The following is a 24,151-nucleotide window of genomic DNA, read 5'->3' as shown; positions in this document are numbered from 1 at the left end:
GAAGCAGTAGATGAATTCATATGAAGAACATGAAGTGCTGTTAAGTGAACAGCCAGCCCATCTGTGGAGACGGCGCAAGCTGGAGCTGATGAACTGGACGGAGCGTGACAAACATACAGTATCTGCGAAGATAACGGAGATATGGAATGGCGTTGAAGTGGATGCCGAGCTCGTGAACGCATTGTCCATACTTCGGAATGCGGGCGTGAAGACTGAATTTTCATGTGCAGGGGTGAGTCCGCTTGATGAACCTGTCGATCATTCCCTCTATGCGTATGTTACCCTTGTGCAAAGTGAAGTTGCGGATCAATTCGTGAACTACGCGCTCCGTCGGATGCGGAATCGACTGCTCGTTACGCTAGAGGCTGAAAAGGGCCGCTATGATCTATCTTCTTTTTTCATTGGACACAATCGGAGCTTCTGCTGGTGGATGGAGCACTGTGCTCTACAGTTTTGGAAGCCGAAACGAATCGAGTGAAAAAAGCGTAGTATAGAAGATAGACTTGTTTACTTAAAGGAGAAGGAGGTATGACACGATTGAATAAGTGGGTCAAAACGATACTTTTTCTACTAGGCTCCGTCTTTCTTACACGATTCATCCCATTCTCGTCCTTGTTCCGTAACCTGGATACGATGATTCACGAATTCGGTCATGCACTAATGACACTGGTATTGTCCGGTAAAGTGCTGCGCATTGAATTGTACGCTGATCATAGTGGTGTAACTTACTCTTCCATGCTGACGCCAGGCAGATCGATCCTGGTTTCTCTGGCGGGATATATCAGTGCATCACTGTTCGCCTGGCTGTTGTTCTACTTATACCGCAAAGGCTTGCACATGTGGGGACTCGGTATTATGACAGCTGTCGCTCTGGTGTCGCTCCTGTTATATGTAAGAGGGGAGTTTGGCATGTTATGGCTGACCGGGTTTATCGTACTGAACGTTGTCATTATGATTTTTGGTGCCAAGATCGTGAAGTTCTATTATCTGTTACTGGCGTTTCTTACGCTGGAAGAGTCGGTCGTTGGTGCCGTATACGTTGGATTAATGTCCTGGACTCAGCCTTCACGGGCAGGGGATGCAGCGAATCTTGCTCAGCAGACGTTCCTTCCGGCGCTATTCTGGGGCACTTTGTTCGCTTTGTTTGCACTGTGGTGTGCCAAGGGAGCACTCAGTCTCTTTTTCCGCAAAGAAGGCACTTCGCGACCGTCACGGTCTCGGGGATTACGAAGAGCGTAACGGATAGTAAGTTATATAAAGCAAAGAAGGCACTTCCTTTCTTCATAAAAGGATAGTGCCTTGTGTTATTGAACTTACATCTGATATTAGAGTCTGATATTAAAGATATTGAACCTAATCTCCAAGATTATCCCATAGGACATAAAAGTAATAAATCTCTTCCATAATCGCCTTATCATCCTCTGCCGCAACGCCGCCCTTGATCCGAGCAAGGGTGCCCAGAATATCATATATCGTTTCACGCTCCACACTGAACTGAATGCGGTTGACGATTTTATCCCAGGCCTTCATTGCGTAATTAACTTGAGACTTGGCTTCAGTCCATTGATTACCCTTAACCTGTTGCTCTAACGTTTGTATAGATTCAAGCAAGCGATCATCGGTGCCAAAGGGCTTTTTGAGAAAGGATCCGCTAGCCATAATTGCAACGAACACAAGAATGAGGAAGATCGGAAGCACATATAGCAGCCAGAAACGCGTTTTCATTCAACCGCCTCCTTGATGTGAAGAGTTTAGAAAGGCCCCTCATAATCGCCCATATCTATTTTTTCAGTGATGTTATCCTTGAACAGATCTACATACAATTTGTCATTGGGCAATATGGCGGCAAAAGCAATATCCTGTATCGTGATCTTTTGTTTCTTGAGCTGCTCGCTGAGCCAGTTGATATCTTTGTTTCTTTCCTCCAGATTTTGCTTAATCAGCAGGCCATCAATGATAATCTCGGTCATTAGCTTGCTCTTGGGCGGGTGCATATGCATGTCTTTGGCGGTTACCGGTTGATTCTCAGGTTTCAATACAACTGAAAGGCTGCCGTCCGGTTCCAGAATGGCATAATCCAGCGTTGTGATATCAAATACATCCTTTTGCCGCAGCATCATGGTCAATTCGTCAATTTTGACTCGCATTTTACTCAGGTTCTGTTCGAGAATTTTACCGTTCTGGATGATCAATGTGGGATCAGAGTCCATTAATTTGGAGATGGTGCGATTTTTAAGTGTAATATACTGAAAGATGATCGTAATGATTGTGAAAATGGTCAAGGCCACAAAATGAATCCACGCTTTCGATGAGAGATCGGTTGCAAAAGTCCCTGCAATGGAACCAATTGTGATGCCGTTAATATAATCAAAATACGTCAAGTTACCCATCTGTTGTTTGCCCAGCACCCTTGTGTAGATGATCAGAGTCAGAAAGGCAATAATAGAGCGTACGGCAACAACCCATGTTTCTTCCATCATGTATGTATCACCTTCCTTTACTTCACTTCGCATAGTTACTATAACAAGCTTTTCCTACACTGGATGATCTTATGCTTGAACGCAAAAAACCGAAACCTGGGTAAGTATCCCAAGTTTCGGTTTCTATAAATTCTCTATATTAGTTGAACTGATTATTTACACGTTAATCGTTATACACCAGAATAGGCCATAAATCCGCCATCTACCGGAATGACTGTGCCAGTGACAAAGCCGGATTGTCTTTCATCCGCAAGCCACATCAATGTGCCAAGCAGGTCTTCCGGTTTGCCAAAGCGGCGCATAGGAGTATGGGCAATGATTTTACTCGAACGTTCGGTAGGAGAACCATCTGGTTGCAGCAATAGATTACGGTTCTGTTCTGTCAGGAAGAACCCGGGTGCAATGGCGTTGACACGAATACCGGATTCAGCCAGATGCACGGCGAGCCACTGCGTGAAGTTGTTAATCGCTGCCTTGGCAGCACTATACGCTGGAACTTTGGTCATGGGCGATGGGGCGCTCATGGAAGAAATGTTTATGACAGTAGCGGGAACATCGCGCTCTATCATATGTTTTGCAAAGATCTGAGTGGGGATGAGAGAACCGACAAAATTCAGATCCATCACTTGACGAAATCCCTCTACACTTACATCGAAAAATGTAGTTACATCGCTCTTTTCCAGATCTTCCAATCTGAAAATTTCATTCGTGGTGTTGGCACTGGCGTTATTGCCACCTGCGCCATTGATCAGAATATCACATGGTCCGAGCTGTTCCAGCACCGCATCTGCCGCTGCTTGCACACTATCGGCCTGGGTTACGTCACAGGCAATAGCAATCGCTCTGCCACCTGCAGCTTCAATCGCAGCTACAACTTCCTGCCCCTTGGACACAGTGCGGTTCAGGATAGCTACACTTGCGCCGTGTCGAGCGAGTTCTTCCGCCATGGAGCGGCACAGTACTCCAGCACCTCCGGTGATTACAGCTGTTCTGCCATTGAGACGAGATGAGCGTTCATATTGGTGTTCACTCATGCTTTTGCCCTCCTTTGCAGGGAATCCCAGACGCCCCAGAGATACATGATCCCCAAAGCCCGGTCATAGAGTCCATAACCAGGTCGGCACTGTTCTCCCCAGAGATGGCGACCGTGGTCGGGTCTTGCATACCCTTCATAACCGATATCGTGATAAGCCTCAACAACCCCTGCAATATCAACACTGCCATCCTGACTGCGATGTGAGGTCTCGATAAAGTCGCCATTATCGTAGATTTTGACATTACGAATGTGGGCAAATGGAATCCGATCCTTGAACTCGTGTATCATCCCGATGATGTCATTATCAGCATTCGCTCCCAAAGAGCCACTGCATAGTGTCACGCTGTTGTAAGGGCTGTCATAAAGATTCAAATATTTCCGAACATTCTCCTGACTTGTAATAATCTTTGGTAATCCAAAGATTGGCCATGGCGGGTCATCCGGATGGATGGCCATTCGAATCCCCAGCCGTTCGGCTGTAGGCATAATCTCTTGCAGGAAATAACGTGCGTGCTCCCACATATGATCCTCGGTTACATCCTTGTAGGCTTCGAACAGACCTGTTAGATACTGCAATCGTTCCGGTTCCCAACCTGGCATGGTGAGTGCGGAGTTTTCCGTAATGCGTCGAACGAGTTCTAGAGGTTCTATATCTGCGAGTTTACTGTGCTCATAGAAGAGGGCAGTTGAGCCATCCTCCATTTCCTTGTGCATATCCGTGCGAAGCCAGTCGAAGATTGGCATAAAGTTGTAACAGATGACCTTCACACCAACTTGAGCCAGTTTCTCCATTGTTTTAATATAGTTCGCAATGTATTTATCCCTTGATGGCAGGCCCAACTTGATATCCTCATGGATGTTCACACTCTCAACGACATCCAGATGTAACCCGGCCTTGTCCGCTGCTGTTTTGACAGCGAGTATTTTGTCCATTGGCCATTCCTCGCCAGCAGGAACATCGTGCAGTGCCCACACAATACCTTCAACACCCGGAATCTGCCGGATATGATCCAGCGTTACCGTATCATTGCCTTCGCCGAACCAGCGAAAAACCATTCTCATCACGTTCACCTCATCATGAATAGTAGGAAGAAAAATTCAGTCATTGAAAATAGGACGGATATGTATCCTGCAGGACAGCCAAATCGGTGACAGTTAAATGCAAGTGTTCCTGCATCAGTCGCTCTGCTGTGTCGGCATCATGCTGCTGAATGGCCTTGACCATAGACCGGTGCTGTTCAATCAGGTGATCCCACTGGTGGTCTGAGGACAGGCGTAACATGCGACTTCGATTCAAATGTACATTCATCTGCTGGATAACAGTCCAGGTGTTGCTTTTGTTGCAGCCTGCAAAAAGAGTGCTATGGAATTCCTCATCCAATTGGAACATTCGTTCATCATCCGGTTTGACCCTGCATTCCTGTTGCCATGCAAGGTTCTGTTCAAGAGCTACCATCTGTTCGTTCGGAAAGTTCTCGCAGGCGAGCCTGATTACGGCTCGTTCGAGCTGTTCACGCATGAACCGTGCTTCCTCAACGAGGTCGACCTGAATCAGAGAGACGTATGTGCCACGCTGTGGATACACTTCTAGCAGACCTTCCTGAGCAAGCCTTACAAAACTTTCTCGAACAGGTGTCCGGCTTACCTGGAATTCCAGCGAAATCTCCTTCTCAGAAATAGCTGTTCCCGGAGGCATTTTCAGACTCAAAATGAGTTGTTTCAGCGTGAAGTAAACGACATCTCGCGTTGAGTAAGATTGCTTATTATTCATGGAAGACATATTGCTCGCAACAGGCAACAAACCGGCTTTGGATGATAACTTTGGGGTATATTCCACAACTTCAACTCCTTCAATGCCATACTACCATACAAGTATGGTAGTATGGAAGCGCTTTATCGATATTGTTTTAAATTTAGTTGATGGTTTACTTGCAGTTCAAGTGAATACAGAGTACAATTCAGTCATTGGGTTCGAATGTTTAAACTAACAGACATCAGACAGAAAATAATATGCGTAGAAATAATAAAGAAGAAATAGTATAGAGGTGAAACCATGGGACAAAAAGCAATTAGCGTTTTTCAAACCTGTATCCCGTTATTTCAGGTGTTAAGTGACAACCATCGTCAATCCATTTTGCTGACACTTACCGAGAAGGGCAGAATGACGGTGAATGAAATTACTGAACAATCCAGCCTATCCCGGCCAGCCATATCTCATCATCTCAAGCTGCTGTTAGAGAAGGGGCTTATATCTGTGGAACAGAAGGGCACACAGCGCTATTATTCGGCTTCATTGAATGCATCGGTGGAACTGTTGAAGGAACTGGTAGCTGCTCTGGAAGAAGAGTGTCTGTAGATTAATAGTAATAAAACATGCTTTTGCATGTGCCTTATAGGTTCGTAAGTTTAAACGCTTGATCAATGATAAATAGAGGGGTGTGTATATATGACAACGACGATACAGGAAGTAACCAGTCAGGAAGTTGAACAGATCTTGGAGCAGCAACGACAGTTCTTTCGTTCCGGGGTCACACGATCTGCAGAAGCTCGAATTGCACGTCTGACCCAACTCAAGCAGGCCATCCAAAAGTACGAATCCAGACTGACAGAAGCTCTCTATCAGGATTTGGGCAAAAGTGAGTTCGAATCCTACACAACCGAGATCGGATTCATGATGGATAGCATCACACACACCATTCGTAAAGTGAATAAATGGGTGAAACCCGTGAAAGTGAAAACGCAAATGGCGCTCCTGGGTTCGAAAAGTTATATCATACCCGAACCCTATGGGGCGGTTCTGATCATCGGACCGTTTAATTATCCTTTTCAACTCTTAATCGAACCATTGGTAGGTGCTATTGCAGCAGGTAACACAGCCGTGCTCAAAGCGTCAGAGAATACACCTGCGGTGTCCGCTGTTGTCCGTGAAATGATTGCGAGCGTATTCGAACCCGCATACGTACAAGTGCTCGATGGTGCAAAAGATACAACGACAGCACTGATTAACGCGCCATTCGACTATATCTTTTTTACAGGCAGTGTGCCGGTAGGCAAAATTGTGATGGAGGCAGCTGCCAAAAATCTCGTTCCCGTTACGTTAGAACTGGGAGGCAAAAGTCCTGTTATCGTTGATGAACAGGCGGATATCAAAGTAGCAGCTGAGCGCATTATATGGGGCAAACTGCTCAATACGGGACAGACCTGTATCGCACCCGATTATTTACTTGTGCATGAGCGTGTGAAGGAACCGTTAATTACAGAGATGAAAGCAGCGATCGTGTCCTTCTTTGGTTCGGATATCCAGCACAACAAGGACTATGGACGAATCGTGAACAAGGGACATTTTAAACGTCTCACAACTTTGATTGAGCGGGATCAGGCCAAAGTGATATATGGGGGAGCTTCGGATGAGGAAGATCGCTTCATTGAACCTACTTTAATTGATGCGGAGTCCTGGGATGCAGCAACGATGGAAGATGAGATTTTTGGACCGATTCTGCCAATCATTAGCTACCGTAACATTGATGAAGCCATTGTAGAAATCGTAAAGCGGCCGAAACCACTCGCCTTGTATCTGTTCACTTCCGACACCCGGGTTCAGGACAAAGTGCTGCGCGAAGTTTCTTTTGGAGGCGGCTGCATTAACGATACCATCACGCATGTAGCGAATCCGCGTCTGCCATTTGGCGGTGTTGGTCATTCTGGTGTTGGCTCGTATCATGGGCAGTACAGCTTCGAAACCTTCTCTCATCTCAAAAGTGTACTGAAAAAAAGCACCAAATTGAATCTGCCGATTCTGTATCCACCGTATGATAACAAGCTGAAGCTGATTAAGCGTTTGTTAAAATAACACTTCATATAAAAACAGAGAACAACTTGAATCGAATCATGCAAAGAGTTTAAGCCCAACAGCCTGCTACTGGACCTTATTCCAGAGCAGGCTTTTCCTGTCGGTAACGGGATGGTGACATGCCAGACCAGCGCTTGAACTGACGACTGAAATGGGCAATATCCTTATAACCAAGCATGACGGCAATATTCTGAACGGACAGCTTCGGATTGCCCAGAAGAAGCTTCGCTTCATGCAAAACCAACTGGGACAATACAGCACGTGGAGACTGACCAAATACCTGCTTGAACACGCGATTACAGTGAGAAGAACTGATGCCCAGCTCTGCTGCAATATCATCAATGCCATAGTGACCGTTGGATTCGTGTCCCTGTTTGAATTGTTGACTCATCAGGCCTTGCAATCGATTACGAATCTGGTGGGCGAGTTCGATCTTCTCGTGTCCGTCGGTAAACCATTGCGCTGCCTCTTGCGAGACCGCCTGCCACAGATGGCCAAATAGTTCAAATACCGCAGATTGCAGCTGCATACGCTGTACCATCGTATTTGCTGTTTCATCATCCGCAGATGACATCAATTTGCGTAAAACGGGCTCAATCTGCTGTGTAACCGGACTATCCGCACTGAATCGCACTTGTTTGATGCGCGCCAGCAACGATAGGAACAACTGATCATCGATGTCAAAATGCATGCAAAAATACGTGAATCCCTTGCCGTTATGGCTCTGGCTGGAATGAATGCTTCCCGGAGGAATCAGGAGCAGTTCGCCAGCCTTTTGAATGTATAGGGTACCATTTACCATCATGCGTTGCTCGCCTTCCGTCACATAATTCAATTCATATTGAGGGTGCTCATGCGCCGGATAATCCCAGTCCATACCGACACTTCGTAAATGAATGGCGAACAGATTGACCGTTGTTTGCACATCTGGATAAAAAACTTCATGGACACTTTCTCCCAAAGTAGGAGGCAAATACGTTGAAGACATGGAAGATCCCCCTTCATAGAGGTTGTTCAAAAAATGTGATTTTGATTACGCACGTATATCAAATGGAATGTTTTTTTTGTAACCGCTTTAATCCATTATAGTCTATCAGCTTGATTTGGGTAAATATCCGATTGATTTGATCATGGTCGAAGGTGGAACCACGTGTTAGGATGGGGCTAATGAAAACGTATGCATACCATTCTGAGAGGGGTTATGATTCATGAGCAAATTCAAATCCATCTTTTATAATGCACATCACGCACCGATTGGTGCTTTTGCGAGTTTTACACTGGGTTACAAAGGTGCCAAAGGCGGGCTGGGTCTTGAACTCGACAAGCCGGCCGACCAGAATATATATATTGGATTACAATCTCGCGATGGCGACAATTATCAGGCGCTTCCTTTTTATGAAGCTTCCGAGGATGAGAGCAGCCGCTATGATGTAGAGAAGCTGGAGAATGGGGACCCGGCGTCGACAAACGCGACCAAAGCTCCACAACCTCTTATTACGGCTTTTCGCGATGAAGATATTACCCGTGAATTTACCTCAGGTACGGATACGTGGACTGCTGGAGATCTGACGTTCCGTATCTACTCGCCTGTACGTCCAGTACCTGATCCAACGAATGGGGATCGTGAAGAATTAATAGATGCACTCGTACCTGCCGTATTGGTAGAGATGACGATTGACAATACGGAAGGTCAACAATCCCGCAAAGCCTACTTTGGCTATCAGGGCAATGATCCGTACTCTGCGATGCGTCTGATTGGGGGACCGGAAGGTGGTTCCATCACAGGTGTGGGACAAGGTCGACTTACAGCAATTATGTCTGCAGATGACGGACTGTGGCCCGCACGCGGATTTACGCTGGAGAAACTGTTGCAGGAGAAACATCGGGAGAATCTGGCATTTGGACTTGGCTCAACCGCTGCACTACTGATGGAGGTTCCGGCTGGAGAGAAACGTACGTATCAATTCGCAGTATGTTTCTATCGCGGGGGCATTGTGACGACCGGAATGGACACAACGTATTGGTATACGCGGTACTTCTCCGATATTCAGGCAGCAGGAGAGTATGCACTACAACGCTTCAGTGAGTTGACCGCATCCTGTGGAGAGGTTGAACAACGCCTTGGATCGGCTGCTTTGACCGAAGATCAATCATTCATGCTTGCTCATTCCATTCACAGCTATTATGCCAGTACTCAATTGCTGGATGCCGATGGTGAGCCACTCTGGGTGGTGAACGAAGGGGAGTATCGGATGATGAACACACTTGATCTGACGGCTGATCAGTTGTACTTCGAGCTTGCCTTGAATCCATGGACGGTGCGTAATGAGCTGGAGTGGTTTGTGAAACGTTACAGTTATACGGATCAGGTTCGTTTCCCGGGGGAAGAGAAGTTATATCCGGGGGGAATCACCTTTACCCATGATATTGGTGTTGCCAATGTGTTCTCACGCCCTGGACACTCGGCATATGAGCTGGTTGGCATTGACGACTGCTTCTCACAGATGAGCCACGAGGAACTGGTGAACTGGCTCTGCTGCGCGACAGTATACATTGAACAGACACAGGATCAAGCTTTTGTGAAAAACATGTTGCCTGTTATCCAGGATTGCTTCGAAAGCATGCTTAATCGTGACCATCCCGACGCTGAGCAGCGTAACGGTCTAATGGGTCTGGATAGCAGCCGTACCCAAGGTGGAGCGGAGATTACAACTTACGACAGCCTGGATGTGTCACTTGGACAGTCTCGCAATAATATCTATCTGGCGGGTAAATGTTGGGCGGTCTATGTCGCATTGGAGAAGCTGTTCGCAACTGAGAAGTTGGCAGATCTGTCCCATCAAGCAGGGCTTCAAGCGGATCGCTGCGCTGCCAGTATTGCTGCACAGTTGACTGATGGCGGCTACATTCCAGCTGTTATTGCAGAAAATAATGATTCTCGAATCATTCCGGCGATTGAAGGTCTGGTGTTCCCGTACTTTACAGGCTGTGAAGCAGCACTGGATGTCAATGGTCGTTTTGGACCTTATCTGAAAGCACTCCAAACTCATCTGAAGACGGTTCTTGTACCGGGAACATGTCTGTTCGAAGATGGAGGCTGGAAACTGTCCTCAACAAGCAATAACTCGTGGCTGAGCAAAATCTATTTGTCCCAGTTTATTGCTAGAGAGCTGCTGGGTGTGGAATGGAATGAGACAGGCAAGGCAGCAGACGCGGCTCATGTCAACTGGCTGTTGCATCCGGAGGAATCCTACTGGTGCTGGAGTGACCAGATCCTGTCTGGTGTGGCGGTTGGCAGTAAGTACTATCCGCGTGGTGTAACGTCGATTCTATGGCTACTCGAAGGAAAAGGGAATCACCTTGGGCAAATCTATGCCAGCAAGGAGGCGGTACAATGAGCCAATCCGTCGTTCAATCTGCTTTGTCAGGTCCACAGTACGATGCGTGGCTGGGGTATCACTCTGAATTGCCAAGAGCGAATGAGTTTAACCAAAAGACGGCTCCTGCGTGGAGCAAGCTGATATTGGTGGAAGAGAACCATGGAGTAATTACAACAGCTCTGACCGAACTTTCACGGGGACTGGAGAGGTTATATGGCGTGAAACCGTCGGTCAGTCATCTTTCTGATACTCAGGAAAGTGAACGGGACAGTCATGCTTCCGCTCCCGCAATACGAATCGGCACTTGGACAGGGAGCGATTCCGTGGCTGGGTTGTTCAGCGAGACAGAGCGTTCAACTGTTCAAGGGGAAGGGTATATCATTCGTGAGAACGAGACCGAGGGTGTACTGGTCATTGGATCAGAGACTCCCCAAGGTGTGCTGTATGGTGCATTCCATCTGCTTCGAGAGCTGACAATGGATCAAGGAAGAGCACATGAGGCGGATGACGCTGTGAATAAGTGGAGCTTCATTAGAGAGCAGCCGACCAATGCGCTACGGATGATTAATCAGTGGGATAACGTGGACGGCAGCATTGAGCGTGGTTACGCAGGAGAATCCATTTTCTATGATAACGGGGAATTCACGCTGGACTTGGGACGCATCCGGGATTACGCACGTTTACTCGCTTCCACGGGAATCAATGCCATATCGATCAACAACGTCAATGTACACCGCCGTGAGAGTCTGTTTCTGACGGAACGTTATCTTAGTGATGTGGCAAAGGTTGCAGCTGAATTCAGAGCGTATGGCATTCGATTGTTCCTGAGCGCCAACTACGCAAGTCCAATTGAGATTGGTGGATTGCGTACGGCTGATCCGCTGGATGCGCAGGTACGGGAATGGTGGAACATTCAAACGGCCAAGGTGTACGCAGTGATTCCGGATTTTGGCGGTTACCTGATCAAGGCAGACTCCGAGAATCGTCCGGGACCATTCACGTATAACCGTGATCATGCCGATGGTGCGAACATGCTGGCTGAAGCCCTTCGGCCATTCGGTGGATTGGTCATCTGGCGTTGCTTTGTCTATAACTGCAAGCAGGACTGGCGGGATCGTTCCACAGACCGTGCGCGGGCAGCCTATGACCACTTTACGCCGCTGGACGGGCGTTTTGCCGAAAATGTCATTTTGCAGATCAAAAACGGGCCGATGGACTTTCAGGTGAGAGAGGCGGTATCCCCGTTGTTCGGCGCCATGGAAAATACAAATCAGGTGATTGAATTTCAGATTACACAGGAGTATACCGGGCAACAACGTCATCTCTGTTATCTGGTTCCCCAGTGGAAAGAAGTATTGGACTTTGACACATATGCCAAAGGTGAAGGTTCAGAGATCAAGAGAATTGCGGACGGTTCTCTGTATAAACGACCATACAGTGGCTTCGCCGCAGTATCCAATATTGGTGCAGATGCCTGTTGGACAGGACATCCACTCGCGCAGGCGAATCTATATGGATATGGAAGACTTGCGTGGAACCCGGAGCTGTCCGTGGAAGAAATTGCTGATGAGTGGGTGAGACTCACATTTGGACATGAAGACGAAGTTGTGCGGCAGGTTACGGGCATGCTTTTGACTTCACTAGATATCTATGAGAATTATACGGCGCCTCTCGGTGTGGGTTGGATGGTTAATCCGGAACATCATTACGGTCCGAATGTAGATGGATACGAGTATTCCAAATGGGGAACGTATCACTTTGCCGATTGTCATGGCATTGGTGTAGATCGAACCGTGAAGAGCGGTACAGGATACACTTCACAGTATCACCCTGAGAATGCTGATCGTTATGAGTCCGTAGACACCTGTCCGGATGAGCTGATCTTATTTTTCCATCATGTGCCGTACACCCATGTTCTGCATTCGGGTAAAACGGTCATTCAGCATATTTATGATACACACTTTGAAGGTGTTGCGCAGGCGGAGGCGTTAGCCGAGACATGGAGAGGGTTAGAGGGCAAAATCGACCCGGTTATTTTCAGCAAAGTTGCTTCATTACAGGACAACCAGGCCGAACATGCCAAGGAATGGCGGGACATGATCAATACGTACTTCTATCGCAAGAGCGGCATTGCGGATGAACAAGGTCGAACAATCTATTGATTGGTGATATGAAGAAAGAAGATACCTTGTTTTCTTTGATGTACAATAGACAGCATGGACATACATGAGGAGGAGAACCGTATGGGACAATATCAACTGCCTGAAACCATGAAGGCCGCTGTCATGACAGAGCCAGGACACATTATTATTGAGGAACAACCCGTCCCGCAACCGGCAGCGGATGAGGTGTTAATCCAGGTAATGGCTGTCGGGGTGTGTGGCTCGGATGTGCATTATTTTGAACATGGACGCATTGGCAGATTTGTGGTGGAGAAACCGATCATTCTGGGTCATGAGTGTGCGGGGATCATTGCTGCTGTTGGCTCGAACGTATCACGTCTCAAAACAGGGGATCGGGTTGCTATTGAGCCTGGGGTGACTTGCGGACGTTGCTCGGCATGTAAGAAAGGTCGTTATAACCTGTGTCCGGATGTACAATTTCTAGCGACCCCTCCGGTGGATGGGGCATTTGTACAATACATGGTGATGCGTGAAGATATGGTATTCCCGATCCCCGATCATCTGTCTTATGAGGAAGCAGCTATGAACGAGCCATTCTCTGTTGGTATTCACGCTGCACGCCGCAGCAAACTGGCTCCGGGTACAACCCTGGCGATTATGGGTATGGGTCCCGTTGGACTCATGGCCGTGGCTGCTGCCAAATCTTTCGGTGTCGAGAAGATCATAGTAACGGATCTGGAGGAAGTTAGGCTGGAAGCAGCTCGCCGCATGGGTGCCACGCATACCATTAATGTGCGGAATGAAGATGCGCTGGCTGTGATTCGCGAGTTAACAGGTGGTGTGGGTGTTGATACCGCTTGGGAAACAGCGGGGAATCCGAAGGCGCTACAATCTGCTCTGTATTCACTTCGACGTGGAGGAAAACTTGCGATTGTGGGCCTGCCTGCACAGGACGAGATCGCACTCAATGTTCCCTTTATCGCAGACAATGAAGTTGATATCTATGGCATATTCCGTTATGCCAACACGTATCCGGCAGGAATTGAGTTCCTGAGCTCCGGGCAGCATGACGTGATGTCACTGATTACAGATCGTTATTCACTGGAAGAGACACAGCAAGCGATGGAGCGCGCATTACACAATAAAAGCGGCAGTCTGAAGGTCATGGTATATCCGAACGGTATGTAAGAACAACCTGGAAAGAGTCCTGTGGTTCAGGACTCTTTTTTTGTTTTTTTCACAAAAAAGTATGGGTCAAGCTCCCATAACATGGTATAATTCATGAAGATTTTAATATATAAATGGATACACACCATATTGGTGAATAAGTACTTAGCGAAAGGAACTGAAGGTTGTGAGAGTACATGAATTTATGATACACGCTGATTTTCATCGGGATGATCTGATGTCGGTATCTTCTCAAGCGTCGCGTTTTTCCTCGGATATTATTTTGTCGTATATGGAGTCTGAGCATGAGCATCGTGTAGATGTCAAAAGCCTGCTTGGAATGGCGTTACTACCCATTCGATATGGTAGTGTTGTCAGATTACAGACAAGGGGCAGGGATGAACTGGAGGCTTTGGAGTACATGTTGAATGTACTGGAGAAAGGGACGGCGTGACACCTGATTAGGTGCAAAATCACAGATATCATATTTTTTTTAGCTATTCCTCAAAACCTGCTGGTACTTTGTCCAAAAAAAGAGTATAATAAAATGTAGTTTGATTCTAAAGAAGTACCCATATTAAAGGAGTGTAAATAGATTATGCCAAAAGTTGACATCCATCCAAAGACACAACTCGTAATTTTTTACGATGCAAGTGCTGATTTCAAATTCTTGAGTTCTTCCACGAAGTTCTCTAACGAAACTATGGAATGGGAAGACGGTAACTCTTACCCAGTAATCCGTGTGGACACTAGTTCCGCATCCCACCCGTTCTTCACTGGTAAACAAAGAAACGTGGATATCGGTGGCCGTGTTGATAAATTTAACCGTAAATACAACATCAACAAATAAGTTTGTCCATACATTACAAAAAACCTCGGGATTTGTCCTGAGGTTTTTTTGTGTACATTAAAAATTAATTCAACCAATTATTGCGCTTACAACACATTCGGATGTACACTAAGAAACAGAGTACGAACATATTGGAGGAGGAAATAGAGATGAGCAGCATCACACATATGGTAACGTTTACACTTTACGCGGGTAAAGATACACCGGAGGCCGAAGCCTTTTTGAAGGAAAGTTCGGATGCACTGGCTGTCATTCCTGGCGTAGAGCAGTTTCAGATTCTGAGACAAGTAAGTGAGAAGAATGAGTTTGACTACAGCTTCTCGATGGTCTTTGCAGATCAGGCTGCGTATGATGCATATAACAATCACCCGGTTCACCGTCAATATGTAGAAGAGCGTTGGGAAAAGGAAGTCAGCCGCTTCCAGGAAATTGATCTCATTCAACATCATAATTAATAGTCTCCACATATAGGAAAAAAGTTGAACTATCATATACAGCATTGAAGAATGCTGTATATATCTCTGAATAACGCGTAATTAATGAACAAAAATAACATATTTTCGAAATCGTTTTCGGCCAAATGAATTCAAGGAGGTTTTCGCTGTTATGCAATTGGATCTCTCAGGAAAAACGGCTCTGGTTACAGGAGCAACCGGACAATTGGGGAGAGTCATCGCCCGCACGTTGGCAGCCTGTGGCGCCAATCTGGCTCTACATTACATAAATAATGATACCAAGGCTCGGGAGCTTCAAGGTGAGATTGAAGCACTCGGTCGTAAGGCTGTAATTGTACAGGGGGATATTACAAAGCAGGATACGGCATTGCGGATGCGTGATGAAATTCAGCCTGTCCTCGGCGGAGTGGATATTGTTGTTGCCAATGCGGTCATTCAATATGAATGGACAACGGTGTTGGAACAGTCTCCTGAAGATTACTTGAGCCAGTTCGAATCCTGTGTCATGCAGAGTGTCTATCTTGCCAAAGCTTTCATTCCACATATGCAAGATATCAGAGCCGGTCGGTTCATTGGCATCAATACGGAATGTGCAATGCAAAATTTCGCTCATCAATCGGCCTACACCGCTGGTAAGCGTGGAATGGATGGTGTATATCGTGTGCTTGCCAAGGAGGTTGGTGAGTATCAGATTACCGTAAACCAGGTTGCACCTGGATGGACAATTAGTGAACGTGATCGTTCCAGTGAGCCTGGACATGATGAGGCATATACGCGTACTGTGCCGCTGAAGCGCAGGGGTGAAGATCAGGAAATCGCCAATGCAGTAGCTTTTCTCGCTTCGGATTTGTCTTCATTTATCACTGGTGCCTATATCCCGGTAAGTGGTGGCAATGTGATGCCTGCTATCTAGTGTCTGATTTGGATTCGGGAATCACATAAAAATGAATAAACTGAGTTTAACCGTAATCCGTTTGTCATTCGACAAGCGGATTTTTTGGCATTTTGCTATGTCTGAAATAACGGTTCAAGGGGCGGTTTTTGTTTCATATATCCAGACATACATATGAGTTGGTTCGGTTTTCGAAAGATTGGGGTATAAGAATAGGTATATTAACAGAGTGGAAACATAATCAAAATGAGCAATTAAAGGAGACCCATCACTTATGAAAAAAACAGTCGCGGACGTTCTGGTTGAATCCTTATTGAACGCTGGCATCAAACGCATATATGGCATTGTTGGAGACTCCTTGAATGCGGTACTCGACTCCATTCGTCGTTCGGGCAAGATCGAATGGATTCATGTACGTCATGAAGAAGTAGCTGCATTTGCTGCTGGGGCGGACGCTCAGGTCAGTGGAAGTATCGCTGTCTGCGCAGGTAGCAGTGGTCCTGGTAATATGCATCTGATTAACGGTCTGTACGACTGTCATCGCAATCGTGTTCCTGTACTCGCCATCGCTGCACATATCCCAAGTGACGAGATTGGCAGTGAATATTTTCAGGCGACTCATCCGGAGTATCTGTTCCAGGAATGTAGTGATTATTGTGAAGTCATTACAACAGCAAAACAGATGCCGCGTTCTCTCACGATGGCCATTCAGACAGCAGTCGCACGTTCAGGTGTGTCTGTCGTTGTATTGCCGGGGGATGTAGCAGGACTTGAAGCAGCCGATCTGCCTGTGCCTGAGCATGTGTATCATGCGACCAATCCCGTGGTACATCCTTCTGAGCCTGAACTCGTGAAACTGGCGGAATATCTGAATCAAGGCAAGAAAATTACGTTATTGTGCGGTGCAGGCTGCGCAGGCGCTCGGGAACCCCTTATGCAGCTCTGTGATCGCTTGAAATCCCCGATGGTTATTGCGCTACGAGGCAAGGAATATTTGGAGTATGACAACCCCTATTCCGTGGGTCTTACGGGTCTAATTGGGTATTCATCCGGTTATCATGCCATGATGGACTGTGATGTACTATTGATGCTGGGAACGGATTTCCCATATCGTCAATTCTATCCCGAAGATGCGAAAGTCCTTCAGGTCGACATTCAATCTTCCCATCTGGGTCGGCGCACGAAGCTGGATTACGGCGTATGTGGGGATGTAAAAGCGACCATTGAAACTTTGCTTCCTTATCTGACAGAGGAACACAGTGACAAACATCTGCGTAAAAGTGTGGATCGTTATGTGAAAGTACGCAAAGATCTGGACGAGCTGGCCGTTGGAAAACCGGGTAAAAAGCCCATCCATCCGCAGTACCTGACCAAGGTCATTAGTGATGCCGCAGCTGAAAATGCCATCTTCACCTGTGATGTCGGAACTCCGACAGTATGGGCGGCCCGTTATATCGAGATGTCTCGTAATCGCAGGCTGCTCGGTTCATTCAGTCATGGTACGATGGCAAACGCTTTGCCACAGGCCATTGGTGCTCAGGTCGCTGATCCGGGCAGACAAATCATCTCGTTGTCGGGTGATGGCGGTATTACGATGCTGATGGGTGATCTGTTGACACTGAAACAGCATAATCTGCCGATCAAAGTTGTGGTGTTTAATAATGGAGCGCTCGGTTTTGTTGAGTTAGAGATGAAAGCTGCCGGATTCCTGGAATCTGGAACAGAGCTTGTAAATCCCAACTTTGCGATGGTTGCTCAAGCCATGGGCATGGAAGGTATGCGGGTTGAGGATCCGGATGAACTGGAAGGAGCTGTACAGCGTGCGCTTCAGCATGATGGTCCTGTGTTGATTGACGTGGTGGTGAATCGTCAGGAATTGTCCTTACCTCCGAAGATTGATATCAAACAGGCGGAAGGATTCACCTTATGGATGATGAAAGCCGTGCTCAACGGACGCGGTGACGAAATTATTGAATTGGCAAAAACCAATTTGCTGCGTTAAAGTGTTTTGATAAGCAGATATGCACCATTTGAAGTGAAGAGATACCGACTTGAAAAAAATTGTATATGTAAAAGAGGAGCATGCAACAAGACGTTATAGTTGTGTGCTCCTTCAATAAAAATGCTGAAAATATGACAGGTTATATAGTATTAATACATATTATATGATTTGTTTTTATGTCGAAAGTCTATTAGAATAGGTAAAGTCAGGAAGGTTTTATGACATTTTTGACCTACATATTGCATCATTACATGTAAGTACGTTTCATATCGTATTCATCGATCCAATTACAAGATGACACACACACATGGAGGAGATCAACATGAGTCACGCAGGAAAAGTAGCCATTATTACTGGAGCAGGAAGTGGATTGGGCCAAGCAGCAGCACTGAAGCTGGCTGAGAAGGGTGCATCCATTGTCGTTGTGGATCTTGTCGAAGAGACAGGTCTTGAAACGGTTAAGCAGATTGAGAAGCTGGGAAGTAAAGCTATTTTTGTACAAGCAGACGTGAGTAAAGCACCTGAAGTGGAGAATTACGTAAAAAAAGCAGTCGAAGAGTTCGGACGAATCGACATGTTCTTTAATAATGCAGGTATTGCAGGTCCTGGGATCAAGCTGATTGAACATACGATTGAGCAGTTTGACCAGATCATTGATATTAACCTGAGAAGTGTATTCTACGGGTTGAAGTATGTAATTACGGAAATGCTCAAAACAGGTGGGGGTTCCATTCTGAACACGGCTTCCACAGCGGGTATTGTTGGTGTACCTGCAGTTGCACCTTACGCGGCGACCAAACATGGCGTGGTAGGCTTGACGCGTACAGCTGCAATTGAATATGGCAAGGACAACATTCGTGTAAATGCGATTGCCCCAGGTACAATTGAGACGCCGATGGTCATTCAGTTCGGTAAAGACAACCCTGAAGTGTTCAAGGCAACCGTCGACAGCATTCCATCAGGACGTCTGGGCAGACCGGAAGAGATCGCTAATCTGGTTTCCTTCCTGCTTGGAGATGAAGCGCCATATATCAATGGTGCAGTATATCCGATCGATGGTGCAGTTACGGCTCAATAGGAGTTCTGCTTATCGGTAATAGAATAGCCGTTAAAATGGTTAAAGAGAGGCTGCTGTATACATACAGTGCCTCTCTTTTTGGTTTGTTTTTTGTACTAGGAATTCATATTATGCAACGTTATGTGATGTATGGGTTTGTGTGCTTTTCGCAGATGCTGAACGATACGAGCCTATAACGATGATGACGGCAACAGCGACCCCGACAGCGCCAATCCAGGTAATGGATGACAATGAAACGCTGCTGACCACGATTCCGCCAATACCTGCGCCGGCAGCCATCGCCAGTTGCATCACCGAACTGTTAAGGCTTAGCATAATGCCTGAGGATTCCGGAGCCATGGTGACTAGGTTATATTGCTGAGTTGGACCCGAAGACCAGGCGGCAAAAGACCACAAAATCAGAACAAGGAAGACAGCGAGATGAGAGCTTGCCGTTATATTCAATAGGACCAGACTCACGATATGCAAAGTCATGCCTGTGATCAGCGTTCGTTTGACACCCAATCGGTCAGCACCGAATCCTCCAACTTTTGAACCGATCAGGCTTGCTATGCCAAATGCGAGTAAAGCTGAACTGAGTAGTGCTTCGCTCATTCCTGAAACGGATACAAGGTAAGGTGAAATATACGTGTAAGCAATGGAATACCCACCTAACCAGAAAAAGGTCACCAGCAGTGCCAATACAATTCGTGGCTGTTTGAGCAAAGACAGTTGTTTCTTCAGTGGAACAGGCGCTTCTGCTTTGGAAGGCGGAATGGCGGCCGCGATCACCAGCATGGCGAGAATGCCAAGAACGGCGATACCTGCGAAAACAAGCTTCCAATCCCAAGATGCTGCCACAAGCCTTCCGAGCGGAACGCCAACGATCAAAGAAGCCGTAAATCCAGTGATTACTGTGGCGATTGCACTAGCTTGTTTGCCCTCTGCCGCTATTTGGGAAGCAACCGTTAATGCCGTGACAACAACAACGCCCGCGCCCAAAGCCATCAATACTCGTGCTGCGACGAACAGTCCATAACCCGGCAACAGGTAGGCAAGAACATTAGCCACAACGAATAGACCAAGGAAGTACAGCAACAGCTTGCGACGGTCCCAGCGCGAAGTCAGTGCAATAATGACAGGTGTACCGAGCGCATATACGAGTGAAAAAATCGTAATGAGCTGTCCGGCAGCGATTAAAGAGATATTCATCGTATGTGCAATACGATCCAAAATACCGGCAATGACATATTCGGACGTTCCCACAAGGAAACTGACCAAGGCAAGAACATAGATTTTGAGCGTAGAAGACATGGAAACATAACCTCTTTCTGATTATAATTATTATATTTTTAGAAATATAGAAATAAAGACGATAGAACAAGACATGAATGCTCTGAATGCAACCCATCTGCGCGAATGGTAATGCTACAACCTAGATAATGAATATTGTTATAAGCGTAAACGTAGGTGACCTAGTTTTACTAATAAATATTGTGCTTTGTTTCAATGTTTCTAATTATATAGAAATATAACTCAAATTTTTTTATTTATTTAGCAGATAGGGAACAAACTTTTGTGCAGTCTCCGTGTTTAGGCTGTAGTAGATATACGTACCTTTCTTCTGCGATGTAAGCAGACCACAATCGGACAGCTGTTTCAGGTGATGAGACAGAGTCGATAGGGCAACCGTAACAAGGCGGCTCTCCAGATCGGCGGGACACAGGTTGCTTTCGCCCGATAAAATCTGAATGATTTTGTAGCGTGTTTGTTCGCCCAGCGCTTTATGAATTTTGACGACTTGTTCAATCTCATTTGAGTTTGATTGCATAATGATCGGTCCTTTCGTCTTTATTTCTTATTTCTAGTAATATAGAAATACAGTAGCATATGTCGTTTGAAAAGTAAACTCTCGGACGAAGGTTCCAGACTTTCTACTGCGTCTGTGTTAACAGCCGAAAGTCTGGAGTGACTTCCCCCGAGAGTTATGTGAGTTGTATATTACTGATCCAGAGAATCAACATAGTCTTTGGCTTCCTTCAACGAAAGACCTCTGGCTTCACGCAGTCGTTTGATCGCCATAATTTTTTTCCCTTGTTGTATAAGTGTAAGCAGTTCCTGATCCAGATCCGTTTGGGCTGGTTGGCTTGTGTGGGAAGGAGATGCTTCCTTCGGCGACAAGGTGTAATTGAAGTCTGAGCGTGCGCCTGCGGTTGAACCGTTCTCCAGACGCTCCACATCTCTTTTCAATTCATTCAATTGGCGTTGCAGGCTGGTGACTCTGACCAGTAACACAAGGATCAGAAGCAGCAAAACGATCCATACCAAGGTGTTCATTTCCATGATGTCAGGTGCCTCACTTTCATTTATTCATATTTAGCCATTATTTTAGTTGAACCGGAATTTCCTTGACACCACGAACATTCATACCAGGTCTCCATTCCAGTTCATTCACATCTGCCTGAAGCTGTATATTTGGAAAACGATTCAGAAGTGTGCTGACTGCAATCTCACCTTCCAGACGAGCAAGCGGTGCACCCAGGCAGAGATGAATGCCTTTGCCAAAAGCCAGATGCGAACTCTTCTCGCGTGTGATATCGAAAATATCAGCATCCTTAAACTGCTGTTCGTCCCGGTTCGCGGAATCAAGCGCAACTATGACAAGATCACCTTGAGCGATACGTTGTCCACGGAATTCAATATCTTCCAGAGCCCAGCGGGATGTGCTGAACTCCACCGGTCCGTTATAGCGAAGCATCTCTTCAATGGCGTTGTGAATAAGCTCGGGCTGGTTGATGAGCAGTTCGCGTTGCTCCGGATGCTCCAGCAGGGCGAGAATCCCATTTCCAATCAGATTCACGGTTGTTTCATGACCGGCAATAATTAATAAGGAGACAACGCCAAGCAGTTCTTGTTCAGTTAACTGCTGCCCGGATTCTTCCGCAATGACGAGCTGGCTGATCAGATCAGTGCCGGGATCTCGGCGAACTTTCGCAAACCAGGCCGTCAGGTAATCCGTAAACTCCCTGGCATGCTGCTCAAACAGCTCGGCGCTCTCGGCTATGGAAGCATCAATAATCGTATTGGACCAGATGCGGAATTTGTCACGATCCTCAAGAGGGACTCCCAAAATTTCACTAATGACAATGATGGGCAGCGGGAAGGCAAAGTCATCGATCAGATTCATTTTTTCCTGTGACGGGAGGTTGTCCAGCAGTTCATCAGCAATGTCCTGAATATGGCTCCGCATGTCTGCGACCAGTTTGGGTGTGAATGCTTTCTGCACAAGTCCACGAAGACGTTTATGATCCGGCGGATCGGAGAATAACATATTATTGGAGAAGATGCTTTGATTCTCAGCGCCGTAACGTCGGACCATGTCTTTGCTGAAGCGAGGATCTTTCAGGATCTGGACTGCGTCCTCATATCGGGTAATAATCCAGCCGAATTCCCCGTGAGGAAACATGATTCTGAAAACGGGCTCATCTTTTCTTAACTTTTCATACACCGGGTAAGGGTTATGCGTGAATTCTTTCGTGAAAAAAGCTGGCTTTGAGAACTCGTTGGCTTCATTCGGGTTCAAATGCAAAATCTCCTCTCATATTCCTGCATAATACCTGCACCCTCTATATATTCAATACACAAGCTTTTGAAACCTTGTTTCTTCTTCATATAGATGATAGAGCAGGAAAATAGAGGAAGATGGAAGAAGACATGGTAGAGAGAATCGGTTATTATGCTTGGTAAAAATGAAAATGAGGTGAACGCTGACATGTTTTACGCACAACTTCCTTTGCATCACCACCAGATTCCGGCAAGTCGAATTGTTCTTGGGTGTATGCGGTTTGGGGGTGAATGGGATGGGCTCCCCATTACTTCAGATCTTGTGGTAGAAGGTCATCGAGCAGTAGAAGCAGCTATTGAAATCGGCATTAATCACTTTGATTTGGCGGATATTTACACACGTGGTAAGGCAGAGCATGTATTGGGGCGAGTTTTATCCGAAACTCCTGGTTTGCGTGAACAGATCATTATACAGTCGAAATGTGGTATACGTCTTGTAGGTGATGATGAAGGACCGCAGCGTTATGACACCTCAGGTGCACATATCCTGGCGAGTGTGGACGGTATCCTGGAACGGCTCGGGATCGATTATCTGGATATTTTGCTGTTACACCGTCCTGATCCACTTGCCCATCCGCAAGAGATTGGAGAAGCACTGGCTGAGCTGCATCATTCCGGTAAAGTGCGACATTTTGGTGTGTCCAACATGGGTTCTGAACAGATTCGCCTTCTTCAGCTTCATAGTAAAGTACCTCTGATTGTGAACCAGCTGGAGATGAGTCTGGACAAAATCGGATTCGTAGAAGCTGGTGTGACGGTAAATCGGCCGCAAGCCAGAGACAACATGTTTCCCTATGGCACGATGGAATATTGTCAGGCAGAGCATATTCAACTGCAGGCTTGGGGTCCACTAGCTCAGGGTCGATTTACTGGCAGGGTGGTTGAGGGACAGCGCGCAGAGATTGAGCATACGGCTCAATTGGTTGATCGAATGGCCAAGGAGCGTGGAGTTACACCGGAGTCTATTGTACTGGCTTGGTTAATGAAGCATCCAGCAGGGATACAACCTGTCATTGGTTCGATTCGACCAGAACGTATCCTGGCCTGTCGTGATGCAACGAATATTGAGCTTACCCGTTATGAGTGGTACGAGCTGTATTCGGCTTCATGCGGGCGTAGAATGTAAGTAGGGACTTCAAAGAGATGGTCAGTTTCGATCAAAATTCATAGATGTTGGGTGAAATTGAACATATAAGAAGACACAGGCAGCTAATGGCCTGTGTTTTCTTTGTAAT

24 protein-coding genes are annotated in these 24,151 nt (G+C 46.5%); 14 read left to right on the top strand and 10 right to left on the bottom strand.

Going from position 1 to position 24,151, the window contains the following annotated elements:
* The first annotated feature begins 10 nt into the window (after positions 1-10).
* Both MHB43_RS18120 and MHB43_RS18115 read left to right on the top strand, forming a co-directional pair.
* Positions 11-478 (top strand): hypothetical protein, encoded by a 468-nt coding sequence (locus MHB43_RS18120; protein ID WP_339176971.1) that lies wholly within the window; start codon positions 11-13, stop codon positions 476-478.
* Positions 479-537: 59 nt separating this feature from the next.
* The gene (locus MHB43_RS18115) at positions 538-1,239 is read left to right on the top strand and encodes a M50 family metallopeptidase (RefSeq protein WP_405132446.1); all 702 of its coding nucleotides are present in this window, start codon (positions 538-540) and stop codon (positions 1,237-1,239) included.
* Between the two features lie 114 nt (positions 1,240-1,353).
* On the opposite strand, the gene MHB43_RS18110 is transcribed toward MHB43_RS18115, so the two are convergent.
* From MHB43_RS18110 to MHB43_RS18090, 5 genes are all read right to left on the bottom strand, one after another.
* Positions 1,354-1,725, bottom strand: a complete 372-nt coding sequence (locus tag MHB43_RS18110; RefSeq protein WP_237174956.1) for a DUF4363 family protein — start codon at positions 1,723-1,725, stop codon at positions 1,354-1,356.
* A 26-nt stretch (positions 1,726-1,751) separates the two neighbouring features.
* Positions 1,752-2,480 (bottom strand): DUF421 domain-containing protein, encoded by a 729-nt coding sequence (locus MHB43_RS18105; protein WP_339176969.1) that lies wholly within the window; start codon positions 2,478-2,480, stop codon positions 1,752-1,754.
* Between the two features lie 170 nt (positions 2,481-2,650).
* On the bottom strand, positions 2,651-3,514 hold the full coding sequence (locus tag MHB43_RS18100) for an SDR family oxidoreductase (protein WP_124115137.1): 864 nt from the start codon (positions 3,512-3,514) through the stop codon (positions 2,651-2,653).
* Positions 3,511-4,578 (bottom strand): mannonate dehydratase, encoded by a 1,068-nt coding sequence (gene uxuA / locus MHB43_RS18095; RefSeq protein ID WP_036673719.1) that lies wholly within the window; start codon positions 4,576-4,578, stop codon positions 3,511-3,513. The genes MHB43_RS18100 and uxuA overlap by 4 nt, the downstream gene beginning before the upstream one ends.
* A gap of 40 nt (positions 4,579-4,618) precedes the next feature.
* Positions 4,619-5,296, bottom strand: a complete 678-nt coding sequence (locus tag MHB43_RS18090) for a GntR family transcriptional regulator (protein ID WP_026081054.1) — start codon at positions 5,294-5,296, stop codon at positions 4,619-4,621.
* 273 nt (positions 5,297-5,569) lie between these two features.
* On the opposite strand from MHB43_RS18090, the gene MHB43_RS18085 reads away from it, so the two are divergent.
* Together MHB43_RS18085 and MHB43_RS18080 are read left to right on the top strand one after the other, a co-directional pair.
* Positions 5,570-5,872, top strand: a complete 303-nt coding sequence (locus MHB43_RS18085; RefSeq protein WP_017688208.1) for a helix-turn-helix transcriptional regulator — start codon at positions 5,570-5,572, stop codon at positions 5,870-5,872.
* Positions 5,873-5,962: 90 nt separating this feature from the next.
* The gene (locus MHB43_RS18080; RefSeq protein ID WP_405117670.1) at positions 5,963-7,366 is read left to right on the top strand and encodes an aldehyde dehydrogenase; all 1,404 of its coding nucleotides are present in this window, start codon (positions 5,963-5,965) and stop codon (positions 7,364-7,366) included.
* Between the two features lie 76 nt (positions 7,367-7,442).
* Here the strand turns inward: MHB43_RS18080 and MHB43_RS18075 are convergent, their stop codons facing one another.
* On the bottom strand, positions 7,443-8,354 hold the full coding sequence (locus MHB43_RS18075; protein ID WP_405117669.1) for an AraC family transcriptional regulator: 912 nt from the start codon (positions 8,352-8,354) through the stop codon (positions 7,443-7,445).
* A 220-nt stretch (positions 8,355-8,574) separates the two neighbouring features.
* On the opposite strand from MHB43_RS18075, the gene MHB43_RS18070 reads away from it, so the two are divergent.
* From MHB43_RS18070 to MHB43_RS18030, 9 genes are all read left to right on the top strand, one after another.
* Positions 8,575-10,764 carry a glycoside hydrolase family 52 protein gene (locus tag MHB43_RS18070; protein ID WP_405117668.1) on the top strand — a complete coding sequence of 730 codons (2,190 nt, stop codon included), beginning with the start codon at positions 8,575-8,577 and terminating at the stop codon, positions 10,762-10,764.
* Complete coding sequence (locus MHB43_RS18065) at positions 10,761-12,908, top strand: alpha-glucuronidase family glycosyl hydrolase (RefSeq protein WP_405117667.1); 2,148 nt, start codon at positions 10,761-10,763, stop codon at positions 12,906-12,908. The genes MHB43_RS18070 and MHB43_RS18065 overlap by 4 nt, the downstream gene beginning before the upstream one ends.
* Positions 12,909-12,989: 81 nt before the next feature.
* Positions 12,990-14,057, top strand: a complete 1,068-nt coding sequence (locus MHB43_RS18060) for an NAD(P)-dependent alcohol dehydrogenase (RefSeq protein WP_405117666.1) — start codon at positions 12,990-12,992, stop codon at positions 14,055-14,057.
* Between the two features lie 166 nt (positions 14,058-14,223).
* Positions 14,224-14,490, top strand: coding sequence for an HPr family phosphocarrier protein (locus tag MHB43_RS18055; RefSeq protein WP_026081056.1), 267 nt, complete (start codon positions 14,224-14,226; stop codon positions 14,488-14,490).
* Between the two features lie 144 nt (positions 14,491-14,634).
* Entirely contained in the window at positions 14,635-14,886 is a 252-nt protein-coding gene (locus tag MHB43_RS18050) for a type B 50S ribosomal protein L31 (RefSeq protein WP_062834756.1), read from the top strand.
* A 149-nt stretch (positions 14,887-15,035) separates the two neighbouring features.
* Positions 15,036-15,341 (top strand): Dabb family protein, encoded by a 306-nt coding sequence (locus tag MHB43_RS18045; RefSeq protein WP_221821497.1) that lies wholly within the window; start codon positions 15,036-15,038, stop codon positions 15,339-15,341.
* 151 nt (positions 15,342-15,492) lie between these two features.
* Entirely contained in the window at positions 15,493-16,254 is a 762-nt protein-coding gene (locus MHB43_RS18040) for an SDR family oxidoreductase (RefSeq protein WP_339176958.1), read from the top strand.
* Between the two features lie 253 nt (positions 16,255-16,507).
* Positions 16,508-18,235, top strand: a complete 1,728-nt coding sequence (gene poxB, locus MHB43_RS18035) for a ubiquinone-dependent pyruvate dehydrogenase (RefSeq protein WP_405117665.1) — start codon at positions 16,508-16,510, stop codon at positions 18,233-18,235.
* Positions 18,236-18,557: 322 nt separating this feature from the next.
* Complete coding sequence (locus tag MHB43_RS18030) at positions 18,558-19,313, top strand: SDR family NAD(P)-dependent oxidoreductase (protein ID WP_124115125.1); 756 nt, start codon at positions 18,558-18,560, stop codon at positions 19,311-19,313.
* A 108-nt stretch (positions 19,314-19,421) separates the two neighbouring features.
* Here MHB43_RS18030 and MHB43_RS18025 read toward each other — a convergent pair whose 3' ends face one another.
* The 4 genes from MHB43_RS18025 to MHB43_RS18010 form a co-directional block, all read right to left on the bottom strand.
* Complete coding sequence (locus tag MHB43_RS18025) at positions 19,422-20,606, bottom strand: MFS transporter (protein WP_405117664.1); 1,185 nt, start codon at positions 20,604-20,606, stop codon at positions 19,422-19,424.
* A 232-nt stretch (positions 20,607-20,838) separates the two neighbouring features.
* Positions 20,839-21,123, bottom strand: coding sequence for a helix-turn-helix transcriptional regulator (locus MHB43_RS18020; protein WP_036613842.1), 285 nt, complete (start codon positions 21,121-21,123; stop codon positions 20,839-20,841).
* Positions 21,124-21,293: 170 nt separating this feature from the next.
* A complete protein-coding gene (locus MHB43_RS18015) occupies positions 21,294-21,635 on the bottom strand; it encodes a ribosomal protein L7/L12 (RefSeq protein ID WP_237174968.1) in 342 nt (113 codons plus the stop codon).
* A gap of 40 nt (positions 21,636-21,675) precedes the next feature.
* Positions 21,676-22,875 carry a cytochrome P450 gene (locus MHB43_RS18010; RefSeq protein ID WP_405117663.1) on the bottom strand — a complete coding sequence of 400 codons (1,200 nt, stop codon included), beginning with the start codon at positions 22,873-22,875 and terminating at the stop codon, positions 21,676-21,678.
* A 189-nt stretch (positions 22,876-23,064) separates the two neighbouring features.
* On the opposite strand from MHB43_RS18010, the gene MHB43_RS18005 reads away from it, so the two are divergent.
* On the top strand, positions 23,065-24,042 hold the full coding sequence (locus tag MHB43_RS18005) for an aldo/keto reductase family oxidoreductase (RefSeq protein ID WP_405117662.1): 978 nt from the start codon (positions 23,065-23,067) through the stop codon (positions 24,040-24,042).
* The last annotated feature ends 109 nt before the right edge of the window (positions 24,043-24,151 follow it).

The sequence above is a fragment of the Paenibacillus sp. FSL H8-0317 genome (assembly GCF_045040685.1).
In the GTDB taxonomy this organism is placed as follows: domain Bacteria; phylum Bacillota; class Bacilli; order Paenibacillales; family Paenibacillaceae; genus Paenibacillus.
This window is presented reverse-complemented; position numbering and strand designations above follow the sequence as displayed.